Origin of the sequence: Nitrospirillum amazonense (genome assembly GCF_029594735.1) — a bacterium.
Taxonomy (GTDB): domain Bacteria; phylum Pseudomonadota; class Alphaproteobacteria; order Azospirillales; family Azospirillaceae; genus Nitrospirillum; species Nitrospirillum amazonense.
Genome location: NZ_JARPAF010000004.1, coordinates 18435 through 31190, shown reverse-complemented (window position 1 = coordinate 31190; position 12756 = coordinate 18435). Strand labels below are relative to the sequence as shown.

Sequence of the window (12756 nt, the reverse complement as noted above, 5' to 3'; positions counted from 1 at the left end):
AAATGCCGACCTTGGGGCTAGCCGCGCGGGACGCGTGCTGGCACACCTGATCGCATCCCCGCGCCGTTCCCTGGTTGAAAGGCCTGCCTGTTCCCCATGTCCGCGCCCGCCTTGGACCGCCCTTCCGTGGAGCCCTCTCCCGCCGCCAAGCCTGAACGCCTGCTCTCGCTGGACATCTTCCGGGGGCTGACCGTGGCCCTGATGCTGCTGGTCAACGATCCCGGCACCTGGTCCGACATCTATTGGCCGCTGCGCCACGCCAAATGGCATGGCTGGACGCCCACCGATCTGATCTTCCCCTTCTTCCTGTTCATGGTGGGCATCACCACCCACCTGTCGCTGACCCAGCGGCGGGCACGGGGGGATGACGATGGCGCCTTGGCCCGCCAGATCCTGCGGCGCGCGCTCATCCTGTTCGGCCTCGGCCTGTTCATCGCCTGGTTCCCGGGTTACGCGCTGGCCGGTCACGGCACGCTGGCCGATCGCGCGGCGGCCCAGGTGCTGTCCTGGCGCATCCCCGGTGTGCTGCAGCGCATCGCTCTGTGCTACGCCGCCGCTGGCCTGCTGTCGCTGCGGATGGGGCCGAAGGGGCAGGGGGCGCTGATCGTGCTGCTGCTGCTGGGCTATTGGGTGGTCATGACCTGCGTGCCGGTGCCCGGCACCGGCGCCACCGGCCTTGCGGCACTGGCCCATCCCGGCGCCACCGTGGCGGCGGCGGTCGACCGCGCGCTGTTCGACTGGGGCGCCTGGGGCAACCACCTGTGGGCCGCCGCCAAGACCTGGGATCCCGAAGGCGTCCTGTCGACCCTGCCGGCCATCGCCACGGCGCTGCTGGGCGTCCAGGCCGGCCGCTGGCTGGCCCGGCCCCTGCCGTTGCCGGCCCGCATCCGGGGCCTGATCGTGGCCGGGGTCGTGGGCGTCCTGCTGGGCGAAATCTGGGATCTGGCCTTCCCCATCAACAAGAGCCTGTGGACCAGCTCCTTCGTGGCCCTGACCGCCGGCATGGCTTGCCTGTGCCTGGGTGCCCTGCTGTGGGTGGTGGAGGTGCGCGGCTGGCGCCGCTGGACCCGGCCGGCCCTGGTCTTCGGCGTCAACCCCATCCTGGCCTATGTCGGATCGGAACTGATGGCCATCATCATCGGCGGCGTCATCACCCTGCCCTGGGACCACCGGATTGCCCCCCTGCAGGACGTGATCTACGAGGCGGTGTTCTATCCCCTGCTGCCGGAAAAGGCGGCCTCGCTGGCCTTCGCCCTATGCTTTGTCGCCCTGTGGTGGGCGATCCTCGAGGTGCTGTACCGCCGGCGGATCTTCCTGAAGGTATGAGGTTCCCTGACGGGTCTTATCAAGCAGCCTTATCCTCAAAGCACAGGCTGAACAACGCGCCGCCGCCGTGGCGGTCGCGGGCGGCCAGGCGGCCGCCGTGCTGGCGCATGATTTCCATGGCGATGGCCAGGCCCAGCCCTGAGCCGGTGATGCCGGCGCCGGCGGCGCCGCGCACGAAGGGCTCCGCCAAGGTCAGGGGATCCTCGCCTTGCAGGCCGGGGCCCCGGTCGGCGACGGACAGGATGGGGCCGGGGCCCACGCGCACCTCCACCGTGCCGCCGGCCGGGCCATAGGCCACGGCGTTCTCCACCAGGTTGCGCAGGGCCTCGGCCACGGCGCCGGTGTTGCACACCAGGGGGAAGTCCTCCACAACCTCCAGCTCGATGGATTTGCCCAGGGAGCGGATGAAGGGCGCCAGGGTCACCAGTTCCCCCGCCGTCAGTTCGCCCGCCATGACGCGATCGGTGCGGGGCAGGGGGGTGCCGGACAGGCGCGACAGCGACAAGAGCTGCGCCACCAGGCGGGACAGGCGGCGCACGTCGGCGCGCACAGCCGCCATGTCGGCCTCCCCGCTTTCTAGGCGGGCCTGCACCACGGCCAGGGGGGTGCGCAGCTGGTGGGCGGCGTCGGCGATGAAGCGGCGGTGGTGGCGGAAGCTGCCTTCCAGCCGGGCCAGCGCCGTGTTGAAGGCGTCGACCAGGGGCAGGACTTCGCTGGGCAGGTTCTTGCCGTCCAGCCGGTGGTCCAGCCGGTCCAGGCCGATGGCCGCCGCCTCCTCCGACACCTCCTGGATGGGGGTCAGGCTGCTGCGGATGGTCCAGACGCCGATGGCGGCGGCGATCAGGGCCACGGGGATGCCGAACAGCAGGATGTCGCGGACGAATTCATCCAGCAGGCCGTTGATGATCTTCTGGTCGGCGGTGGGCGATTGCGCCACCGCCAGCGTCAGGGTGCGGTCGCCCAGCTTGATGGGCGTGCCCAGGCCATAGCGCTCCGGCTCGCCCGGCGGGCGGAAGAAATATTCCGTGTCCGGCTGGTTCAGCGCCTCGCGCAGGGTATTGGCGGCGCGGGGCAGGGACTGGGTTAGCAGCCGGCCGTGCTGGTCCCACACGGCATAGATGACGCCGTCCTCTTCCAGGGCATAGCGGTTGGCCAGATCCGGCGGCAGGCGGTCCAGCGACAGGCCACCGTGGTTGAACACGGCCATCAGTTCATTGGCCTGGCCGCGCAGCACCTTGCGCTGCACGACGCCGCCTGCTTCCTCCAGCCGCACCACCAGGGGCAGGATACCCACGGCGACGGATGCCAGGAACAGCAGGCCCAGGCGCCAGGCCAGGCGGCCCTGCAGCGACCGGTGCCGCCAGATCTGCGCCAGGGTGGCCAGCATCAGGAAGAAATCCGAGGAAAGAGGGGGCTCACGACGCGCTCATCATATAGCCCAGGCCGCGCATGGTGATAATGCCGGCCGTGGCCTCCGCCGTCGCCAGCTTGCGGCGCAGGCGGGACACCAGGGCCTCCACCGCGTTGTCGGTGGCCTCGTTGCCGAAGCCGTAGAGGGCGCTGTCGATGTGCGCCTTGGTCACCACCTGGTCCACCTTGCGCAGCAGCACCTCCAGCAGGGCCAGCTCGCGCGCCGTCAGGGTCAGCGGGGCACCGGCCACGGCCACGCTGCGGGCGGCGCTGTCGAAGGACAGGTTGCCGCATTCCAGCACCACGCCAATGACGCCACCCGGCCGACGCAGCAGGGCCCGCAGTCGGGCCGCCAGCTCCCCCATGTCGAAGGGCTTGACCAGGTAATCGTCGGCGCCGGCGTCCAGCCCCTCGATGCGGTCATCCAGGGTGGACCGGGCCGTCAGCATCAGGATGGGCACCTTGCGGCGGCAGCCGCGCAGGCGGCGCACCAGGCTGACGCCATCGCCATCGGGCAGGCGCCGGTCCAGAACCAGGGCGTCGTAGTCGGCGGTGGAGATATAGTCGTCGGCCTCGGCCAAGCTGCCGCAGGCATCGACGGTGAAGCCGATTCGCGACAGGTGATCGGCGGTTAGTGTCCGCAGATCCCGTTCATCCTCGACCAAAAGAAGCCGCATCGGCCAAGTTCCCACAAGTCGCCCACTGCGGGCGGCAGACGTATCTATACGCGCGAACAAGCGCGGCCTGTCGGTGTCCTGCTGATTTTCACGGGGCGGGGCCGGTTTGAGAGGCGAAAAACCGCGTCAGCAAGGCGTCAGCTTGACTGTGCCATCGTTGCCACGCGCTGATCAACCGAGGGTGCTGACCACCATGACCGTCCTCACCGCCGCCCTGTTGCCGGACCCGTCTTCCGGATCCTGGGACGTTCCGCCCGCCGGTCCAGCGGCCGGCACTCCCGTCATCGACTATCGCGCCCCGGTGGCACCGGTGGACGATGGCTTCGGACGGCATCGCCCCGGCGGGCTGCCGGGCTTGCTGCTGGCGCTCGGCGCCGCCCTGCCGGCCAGCCGCTGGGGCCGGGTGGCCGGCGGCGTCCTGGGCCCGGTGGTGCGGGTCATGGTGCCCTGGCTCTACGGCTCCGTCATTGATGTGGCGGCCGATGGCCTGCGCCGCCGCCTGCACGTCCGCGACCATGCCGACGACCGCCGGTTCCTGGCGCTGCCCCGCCAGGCGGCGGCCCGGGCCCGGGCCCATGTCGCGGCGGCCCTGCCAGCCGATGGTGTTTTTGTCGATGTCGGCGCCGGCACCGGCCTGCACACCCTTGCCGCTGCGCGCCACCTGGGCCCCCAGGGCCGCGTGCTGGCGGTGGAGCCGAACGCCGCCACCCGCGACCGGCTGGCGGTCAACCTCTCCCTGAATCCCATCGCCGCTACCGTGACCCTGGCGGAAGAGGCGGCGGGCCCCACTTGCGACGGCCTGGTCCTGGCGACCGGCGCCCGCAGGGCCGCCGCGGTGCCCGCCTGGGAGGCGCCACCGCCGGCCCTGGTGCGCACCCGCCCGCTGCTGGATTTGGTGCGGGCTGCCGGCCTGCATCGTGTCGATGTGCTGCGCCTGGGCTACAAGGCCGGCGCCGACCTGGCGCTGATCCCCTTCCTGCAGGCGGCACCCCAGGCCCTGCGCCCCCGGCTGGTCGTCATCGACCGGCGCGGCGCCAGGGGCTGGGGCGTGGATCTGCCGGCCACCCTGGCCCTGTTCGGCTACCGCGCCTGCGGCGTCACGCCGGACGCGCTGCTGTTCCAGGGCGATGCCGTTGCCGACTCCGGCGCCCTGTGGGAGCCGGCCGACTGGTCATTGGTCGCCTCCTGATCCGGCCCGTCTGATCCGCGCGAAAATGAGAAGGGCCCACCGGGGTGATCCGGCGGGCCCTTTCCATTGGTCCTGTCGGATGCCTCAGCTTCGCTTCACCCCGGCCATGGCCGCGTGCAGGCGGGACAGCATGGGCCTGCGCGGCCGCAGGTTCCGCAGCGCCAGGTAGATCACCGGCGTGGTGTAGAGGGTGATGAACTGCGAGACCAGCAGGCCGCCCACCAGGGCGACGCCCAGCGGCTGGCGCAGCTCCGCCCCCGTGCCGCCGCCGATGGCCAGCGGCACGGCGCCCAGCAGGGCGGTCAGCGTGGTCATGGTGATGGGGCGGAACCGTTCGCGGCACGCCTCCGTGATGGCGTCCACCGGGGACATGCCCTGGATGCGCTCCGCCGCCAGAGCGAAGTCCACCAGCATGATGGCGTTCTTCTTCACGATGCCCATCAGCAGGATGATGCCGATGAAGGAGATCATCGACAGCTCGAACCCCGTGGCCATCAGCGCCAGGATGGCGCCGATGCCGGCGGAGGGCAGGGTGGACAGGATGGTGATGGGCTGGGCCCAGCTTTCGTACAGCATGCCCAGTACGATGTAGATGGTCACCAGCGCCGCCACGATCAGCAGGGGCTGGCCCTGGTTCTGCTGTTGGAAGATGCGGGCGATGCCGCCCACCTCCACCCGCATCGAGGCCGGCATGGCCAGTTCCGTCACCGCCTGCTGCGCCCGGGCCAGGGCGTCCACCTGGGCGACGCCGTCGGCCAGGTTGAAGCTGAGGGTGGAGGAGGGGTACTGCCCCTCATGGTTCACCGACAGGGGCGATTCCTGCACCTGCACCTTGGCGAAGGTGGATAGCGGCACCATGCCCGCCACCGACTTCACATAGATGCGCACCAAATCGTCCGGACCCTTCTGCTCATTGGGCGTCGCCTCCAGCACCACGTGGTACTGGTTGCGGGCGCCGTAGAGGGTGCTGACCTGCTTCTGGCTGAAGGCGTTGCCCAGGGCCGCGTCCACGTCCGATGGCGTCAGGTTCATGCGCGAGGCCAGGTTGCGGTCGATGACCACCTTGGCGTCCAGGCCGGCCTTGTCCTGGTCGGAACTGACATCCTGGAAATAGTCCGGCAGCTCCTTCAGCTTGGTCACCAGCTTCGGCCCCCATTCATAGAGGTCGTCCAGGTTGTCGCTCAGCAGTGAGACCTGGAACTGCGAGTCGCTGCTGCGTCCGCCAAAGCGCAGGTCCTGCTCCGCCTGCAGGAAGACCTGCAGCGCCTCCATCTTGGCGAACTTGGGCCGCAGGCGGGCGATGACCTGGTCGGCGCTGGCGTCGCGCTGGTTCCTGGGCTTCAGCGAGATGGTCATGCTGCCGGTGTTGGCGCTGCTGCTGCCGGGGCCGCCGCCGCCGCCGCCGGTGGTGCCGCCGATGGCCGCCACCGCCGGATCGTCGGCGATGATCTTCACCACCTCCTGCATGCGGCGTTGCATGGTCTGGAACGAGGTGTCGGCCGAGGCGCGCACGCTGCCGCGCAGCAGGCCCGTGTCCTGCTGGGGGAAGCCGCCCTTGGGCACCACGCCATACAGGTAGACGGTGCCGAAAATGGTGCCGATGGCCACGAACAGCATGAGGATGCGGTGCCGCATCACCCAGCCCAGGCCCTTCATATACAGGTTGGTGGCACCGTCCAGCGGCCGGCCCACCCAGCGGTCGGCCCAGTTGGCCTTGCGCTCCCGGGCATGGTCGACGAAGCGGGCGCACATCATGGGCGTCAGGGTCACCGATACGATGCCCGACACCAGGATGGCCGCCGTCAGGGTCATGGCGAATTCGTGGAACAGCCGGCCCGCCAGCCCGCCCATGAAGATGATGGGCATGAATACGGCCACCAGCGACAGGGTCATGGACACGATGGTGAAGCCGATCTCGCGCGCGCCGTCCAGGGCCGCCTGCAAGGGCGGCTTGCCCATCTCACGATGGCGGACGGCGTTCTCGATCATGACGATGGCGTCGTCGACCACGAAGCCCACGCTGATGGTCAGGGCCATCAGCGACAGGTTGTCCATGCTGTAGTCCAGCATCCACATGACGGCGAAGGTGCCGGCCAGCGACAGGGGCACGGCGGTGGCGGCGGCCAGCGTGGGCGCCAGGCGGCGCAGGAACAGGCCCACCACCAGGATGACCAGGCCGATGGAGATCAGCATGGTGATCTGCACGTCGTCCACGCTGGCGCGGATGGTGCCGGTCTGGTCGTTGACCACGTTGATGTCGATGCCGGGCGGCAGCCACTTCTGGATCTGGCCCAGGTTGGCCTTGATCAGGTCCACCGTCTTGATGACGTTGGCGCCGGGCTGCTTCAGCACCGAGACCAGCACGGCCGGCTGCGTGCCGAACCAGCCCGCCTGCCGGATGTTTTCCGAGCTGTTCAGCACCGTGGCCACGTCACCCAGGCGGAAGACGGTGCCGCTGGCGGTGCGCACCACCAGGTCGCGGTAGTCCTGCGCCTTCAGCATGGTGTCGTTGGTGGTAACCGTCATCAGCGTGTCTTCGCCGTCCATGGTGCCCACGGGCTGGCTGACGTTGGCGTTGGTGATGGCGGTGCTGATGTCGGCCAGGCTGATCTTGCGCGCGGCCAGGGCGTTCACATCCACCTGCACGCGGATGGCGGACTTCTCGCCACCGGCGGCCGAGGCCTGGGCCACGCCCTCGATCTGCGACAGGCGCTGGGCCAGGATACCGTCGGCGGCGTCGAAGATGGCCTGGTTGGTCAGGGTCTTGGACGTCAGGGCCAGCGTCATGATGGGCCGGCCGTTGGGGTTGGCCTTGCGGAACGTGGGTTGGCTGGTCAGGCCGGAGGGCAGGTCGGTGGCGGCGGCGCTGATGGCCGCCTGCACGTCGCGCGCCGCGTCCGTCACCGGCCGGCTGACGTCGAACTGCAGGATGATGGTGCTGACGCCCAGCGACGTGGACGAGGTCATCTCGTTCACGCCGGCGATCTCACCCAGGTGACGCTCCAGCGGGGCGGTCACCGTCGCGGCCATGGTCACGGGGTCGGCCCCCGATTCCCTGGCCTGGATGAAGATGATGGGCAGGTCGGTGTTGGGCAGGGACGCCACCGGCAGGAAGGCGTACGCCACCGCCCCCACCAGCGCCAGGCCGATGGCCAGCAGGGCCGTGCCGATGGGCCGGCGGATGAAGGGTTCGGAGATGCTCATGGGGTGGCTGCTCCGCGCCTCAGTCCGCCAGGCCCGTCAGGGGTGGGGGCGCGCCCGGGGGCACGTCTTCCGTCCGGTCGCCGCCGGTGCGCCGGGCGACCCAGGCGCGCAGCCGCTCCATGTACAGATAGATCACCGGCGTGGTGTACAGGGTCAGCAGCTGCGACAGGATCAGGCCGCCGACGATGGTGATGCCCAGCGGCCGGCGCAGCTCCGACCCCGTGCCATGCTCCAGCGCCAGGGGCAGGGCGCCCAGCAGCGCCGCCATCGTGGTCATCATGATGGGGCGGAAGCGCAGCAGGCAGGCCTCCACGATCGAGTCGTGGGGGGATTTGCCTTCCACCCGTTCCGCCTCGATGGCGAAGTCGATCATCATGATGGCGTTCTTCTTCACGATGCCCATCAGCAGCACGATGCCGATCAGGGCGACCAGCGACAGGTCGTTGCCGGTCAGCCACAGCGCCAGCAGGGCGCCGATGCCGGCCGATGGCAGGGTCGACAGGATGGTCACCGGGTGGATGATGCTCTCATACAGCACGCCCAGCACGATGTAGATCGTCACCACGGCGGCGGCGATCAGCCACGGCTCGCTGGCGATGGAGGTCTGGAATTCCGCCGCCTCGCCGGCGAAGGACCCGGTCACCGTGTCCGGCATGCCGATGTCCTTCTCCGCCTTGGTCACGGCGTCCACCGCGTCGCCCAGCGACTGGCCCTCGGCCAGGTTGAAGGTGACGGTCAGGGCCGGGAACTGGGCCTGGTGGTTCACCGTCAGGGGCGCGCTGGTGGTCTCGATCTGTACCAGAGAACTCAGCGGCACCTGGGTGTTGGTGGTGACCTGGGTGCTCTGCGCCACCGTGTTCACCGCCACCGGCCCGCCGGTGCTGGGCACATACAGGCGGCCCAGCGCCTCGGGGCTGGATTGCAGCTTCTCCGGCACCTCCAGCACCACGCGGTACTGGTTCATCTGGGCGTAGATGGTGGAGATCTGGCGCTGGCCGAACGCGTCGTACAGCACGTCGTCGATGCTCTGGATGCTGACGCCCAGGCGGGCGGCCAGGGCGCGGTCGACGTTCAGCACCACTTGGCGGCCATTGGTCTGCTGGTCGCTGGCCACGTCGCGGAACTGGGGCAGGCTGCGCAGCTTGGCCACCAGCTTGGGCGCCCATTCCGCCAGTTCCACGCCATCGGCGTCGGCCAGGGTGTACTGGTACTGCGTGCGGCTGGCGCGGGCGCCGATCTGGATGTCCTGCACCGACTGGACGTAGACCTCACCCTGCACGCCCGACAGCTTGTGGCTGAGGCGCACGGCGACCGCGTCGGCATTGGCCGACCGTTCGTCCCGCGGCTTCAGGCCCACCGACAGGTGGGCGGTATTGGGGGTGGGGTTGACGGTGCTGGCGCCGGCGAAGCTGGTCACCGACACCACGTCGGGGTCCTGGGCGACGATATCGGCCACCTGCTGCTGCAGGCGGCGCATGGACGAGAACGAGCTGTCCTGGTCGCCGTCCACGGTGATGGCCAGGATGCCGGTGTCCTGGCTGGGCAGGAAGCCCTTGGGCATCCACATGTAGAGGACGACGGTCAGCACCAGGGTGCCGATGGCCACCAGCAGGGTCAGGAACTGGAAGCGCATGACCACGGACAGGGTCCGCTCATAGCCCCGCAGCATCCAGTTGAAGCCGGCTTCCGTCCATTCCAGGGGGGAATATTTGGCCCAGCGCGCGCGGCGTCGGTGGGCGGCCTGTTCCTCGGCATGGCTGCGCAGCAGGCGGCCGCACATCATGGGCGTGACGGTCAGCGACACGACGGCCGAGGCGACGACGGCGATGGTCAGGGTCAGCGAGAACTCGCGGAACAGGCGGCCGATGATGCCGCTCATGAACAGCAGGGGGATGAACACCGCCACCAGCGACACCGTCAGCGAGATCACGGTGAAGCCGATCTGCTTGGCGCCCTTGTAGGCGGCCGGCAGGGGCGCCTCGCCCGCCTCGATGTAGCGGATGACGTTCTCGATCATGACGATGGCGTCGTCGACGACGAAGCCGGTGCCGATGGTCAGGGCCATCAGCGACAGGTTGTCCAGGCTGAAACCGCACAGCGCCATGACGCCGAAGGTGACGATCAGCGACAGGGGCAGGGCCACGGCCGGGATGACGGTGGCGCGGCCGGACCGCAGGAAGGCCAGGATGACCAGCACCACCAGCACGGTGGTCAGCACCAGGGTTTGCTGCACGTCGCGCACGCTGGCGCGGATGGTTTCCGTCCGGTCGGCGACGATGGTCAGCTTGATGCCGGCGGGCAGGGCCGATTGCAGCTCATGCAGCTTGGACTTCAGCCGGTCCGCCGTTTCCACGATGTTGGCGCCGGGCTGGCGCTGGATGTCCAGCAGCACGCCCTGCTTGCCGTTGAACCAGGCGCCGACGCGGGAGTTTTCCAGCCCGCGCGTCACCACGCCCACGTCTTTTAGGTGGACGGGGGCGCCGTTCTTGTAGGTGACGATGACGTCGGAATAGGCCTCGGCCTTTTCGATCTGGTCGTTGGCGGTGATGGTGTAGGCCTGGGCGACGCCGTCGAAGCTGCCCTTGGCCTGGTTCACGTTGGCCTTGCCCAGGGCGGTGCGGATGTCCTCCATGCTCAGGCTGTAGGCGGCCAGGCGCTCCGGCTGGATCTGGATGCGCACGGCCGGGCGCTGATTGCCCTGCACGGTGACGCGGCCCACGCCCGACACCTGGCTCAGCTTCTGCGCCAGCAGGCTGTCGGCCGTGTCGGAAAGGGTGGAGATGGGCAGGGTTTCCGAGGTCAGCGCCAGCGACAGGATGGGCGGATCCGCCGGGTTGACCTTGGCGTATGTGGGCGGATAGGGCAGCGTCTTGGGCAGGGTGCTGCCGGCGGCGTTGATGGCCGCCTGCACGTCCTGCGCCGCGTCGTCGATGTTGTGGCCCAGGCCGAACTGCAGCGTGATGTTGGACACGCCGAAGCTGGAGATGGACGTCATGACGTCCAGGCCGGGAATCTGCCCCAGCTGGCGTTCCAGCGAGGCGGTGATCAGCGTGGCGGTGGTGTCGGCGCTGGCGCCGGGCAGCTGGGTGGTGACCTGGATGACGGGGAAGTCCACTTCCGGCAGCGACGACACCGGCAGCGCCCGATACCCCAGGAAGCCCACCAGCACGATGCCGATCGCCAGCAGCGTGGTGGCGATCGGCCGGGCGATGAAGGGGGCGGAAACGTTCATCGCGGCTGGCCGCCCTGGCTATTCGCTGGCGCGGGCTGGCCATTGGCGGGCTGATTGGGGTTGGGCGTGCCCTGTGGCGTCGGGCCCTGGGCCGGGTCGCTGCCCGGCTGGCCGCCCTGGTTGCGGCGGCGATGGTGCTCACCCTCGGGCCCGGCCTGGCCGTTGCCGCCCTGACCCTGGCCGCGGTGGTGTTGGCCGGTGGCGCCCGCGGGCGCCCCGGCGTCCGGCGTCGCGCCCGCCGGGGCGGCGATGTTGATCTTGGCGCCGTCCTGCAGGCGGTCCTGGCCGTTGACCACCACGCGCTCGCCCACCTGCACGCCGTCGGACAGGGCGGACTTGTCGCCTTCGTTCAGGATGACGGTCACGGGGCGGGGGGTGACGGTGTTGTCCTCGTTGACGATGTAGACGAAGGTGCCGTTGGGGCCATGCTGGATGCTGGAGGCCGGCACCACGGCCAGCTTGGGCTTCACCTCCAGCAGCAGGCGCATGTTGACGAAGCCGCCCGGCCACAGGCGATTGTCCTTGTTGGGGAAGGACGCCTTCAGCTTGATGGTGCCGGTGGTGGTGTCCACCTGGTTGTCCAGGGTGGTCAGGGTGCCCTTGTCCAGCTGGCGGCCGTCGGAACTGACGGCCAGCACGCTCAGCGTCTCGCCCTTGGCCAGGTGGGCATTGATGACGTCCAGCTGCTGCTGCGGCAGGGTAAAGACACCCGAGATGGGCTGCATCTGGGTGATGACCACCAGGCCGGTGCTGTCGCCGGAGCTGACGATGTTGCCCACGTCCACCAGGCGCAGGCCGGTGCGGCCGTCGATGGGCGCCTTGGTCACCGTCCAGTCCAGGTTGGTCCGGGCGGTTTCCACGGCCGCCTGGTCGTACTTCAGCGTCGCCTCATACTGGGCGACGGTGGCCTTCTGCGTGTCATAGGTCTGCTGCGTGCCGTACTTCTCGGCCGCCAGGGCGCGGTACCGCTCCAGGTCCAGCCGGGCGTTGGCCAGTTGCGCCTGGTCCTGTGCCACCTTGGCCACCGCCTGGTCATACGCCGCCTGGTACAGGCGCGGATCGACCACCGCCAGGGTGTCGCCGGCCTTCACGGTCTGGCCTTCGGTGAAGGCGACCTTGGTCAGCTGGCCGCCGATGCGGGTCTTGACCGTGACGGTGTTCAGCGCCTGCACCGTGCCCAGGCCGTCCAGGTAGACCGGCATGTCGGCCAGCACCACCGGCGTCACCGCCACGGTTGGGATGGAGAAGCCGCCGCCGCGACGCCCGCCGCCCCCACCGGGGCCCCCGGGGCCGCCCGGGGGCGGGCCGCCGGCGCCGGGCCGCCCACCCGGCGCACCTGGGGGGCTGCCCGCGTCCTGGCTGCTCGGCTTCTTGTGCATGACCCACCACGCGCCACCACCCAGCAGCACCACGACCAGGGCAGACACCCAAACACTGCGTCGCATCGAAATCCCAACCTTCCCGATGATCTCTGGAACCCGGGTTTATACGCCGGCCGTCCGAAGATCCTGTTGTCTCGCTTATTCCTGCGGATGGGCGTGGCCGGTAAGATTTGAAAAGGCCCGTACCCGACTGCCCTGCCTTGTATTTCGCGCCTTCTCTTACCCCGAAAACCGCCAGGCGTCAGCACCGCTTGCACCCGCCCGCCTGGGTCCGCTTCGCCGTCCATCCTCAGGGCCATCCCGCCCATGCCGGCCGGCAGGCTATAGCGGTGCCGG

Annotated in this window: 7 protein-coding genes; 2 read left to right on the top strand and 5 right to left on the bottom strand. The window is 69.5% G+C overall.

The window, feature by feature from the left end:
* Nucleotides 1-96: 96 nt before the first annotated feature.
* Entirely contained in the window at nucleotides 97-1326 is a 1230-nt protein-coding gene (locus P5F91_RS21005; protein ID WP_277908173.1) for an acyltransferase family protein, read from the top strand.
* A 19-nt stretch (nucleotides 1327-1345) separates the two neighbouring features.
* Here the strand turns inward: P5F91_RS21005 and P5F91_RS21000 are convergent, their stop codons facing one another.
* Both P5F91_RS21000 and P5F91_RS20995 read right to left on the bottom strand, forming a co-directional pair.
* The gene (locus P5F91_RS21000) at nucleotides 1346-2713 is read right to left on the bottom strand and encodes a sensor histidine kinase (RefSeq protein ID WP_145608866.1); all 1368 of its coding nucleotides are present in this window, start codon (nucleotides 2711-2713) and stop codon (nucleotides 1346-1348) included.
* Nucleotides 2714-2741: 28 nt separating this feature from the next.
* On the bottom strand, nucleotides 2742-3413 hold the full coding sequence (locus P5F91_RS20995; RefSeq protein ID WP_145608867.1) for a response regulator transcription factor: 672 nt from the start codon (nucleotides 3411-3413) through the stop codon (nucleotides 2742-2744).
* 193 nt (nucleotides 3414-3606) lie between these two features.
* Here P5F91_RS20995 and P5F91_RS20990 point away from each other — a divergent pair, with 193 nt between their 5' ends.
* Nucleotides 3607-4602 (top strand): FkbM family methyltransferase, encoded by a 996-nt coding sequence (locus P5F91_RS20990; protein ID WP_277908172.1) that lies wholly within the window; start codon nucleotides 3607-3609, stop codon nucleotides 4600-4602.
* 84 nt (nucleotides 4603-4686) lie between these two features.
* Here the strand turns inward: P5F91_RS20990 and P5F91_RS20985 are convergent, their stop codons facing one another.
* From P5F91_RS20985 to P5F91_RS20975, 3 genes are read right to left on the bottom strand one after another with little or no spacing between them, the layout of a single operon-like run.
* Nucleotides 4687-7806 carry an efflux RND transporter permease subunit gene (locus P5F91_RS20985; protein WP_145608869.1) on the bottom strand — a complete coding sequence of 1040 codons (3120 nt, stop codon included), beginning with the start codon at nucleotides 7804-7806 and terminating at the stop codon, nucleotides 4687-4689.
* 19 nt (nucleotides 7807-7825) lie between these two features.
* Complete coding sequence (locus P5F91_RS20980; protein ID WP_145608870.1) at nucleotides 7826-11038, bottom strand: efflux RND transporter permease subunit; 3213 nt, start codon at nucleotides 11036-11038, stop codon at nucleotides 7826-7828.
* Nucleotides 11035-12483 carry an efflux RND transporter periplasmic adaptor subunit gene (locus P5F91_RS20975; protein WP_277908171.1) on the bottom strand — a complete coding sequence of 483 codons (1449 nt, stop codon included), beginning with the start codon at nucleotides 12481-12483 and terminating at the stop codon, nucleotides 11035-11037. Before P5F91_RS20975 ends, P5F91_RS20980 begins: the two co-directional genes overlap by 4 nt.
* Nucleotides 12484-12756 lie beyond the last annotated feature (273 nt).

Bases quoted from the DNA above. Each gene is read 5' to 3' on its own strand.
- P5F91_RS21005 (WP_277908173.1), top strand. From the start codon at position 97: ATGTCCGCGCCCGCCTTGGACCGCCCTTCCGTGGAGCCCTCTCCCGCC.
- P5F91_RS21000 (WP_145608866.1), bottom strand. From the start codon at position 2,713: ATGCTGGCCACCCTGGCGCAGATCTGGCGGCACCGGTCGCTGCAGGGC.
- P5F91_RS20995 (WP_145608867.1), bottom strand. From the start codon at position 3,413: ATGCGGCTTCTTTTGGTCGAGGATGAACGGGATCTGCGGACACTAACC.
- P5F91_RS20990 (WP_277908172.1), top strand. From the start codon at position 3,607: ATGACCGTCCTCACCGCCGCCCTGTTGCCGGACCCGTCTTCCGGATCC.
- P5F91_RS20985 (WP_145608869.1), bottom strand. From the start codon at position 7,806: ATGAGCATCTCCGAACCCTTCATCCGCCGGCCCATCGGCACGGCCCTG.
- P5F91_RS20980 (WP_145608870.1), bottom strand. From the start codon at position 11,038: ATGAACGTTTCCGCCCCCTTCATCGCCCGGCCGATCGCCACCACGCTG.
- P5F91_RS20975 (WP_277908171.1), bottom strand. From the start codon at position 12,483: ATGCGACGCAGTGTTTGGGTGTCTGCCCTGGTCGTGGTGCTGCTGGGT.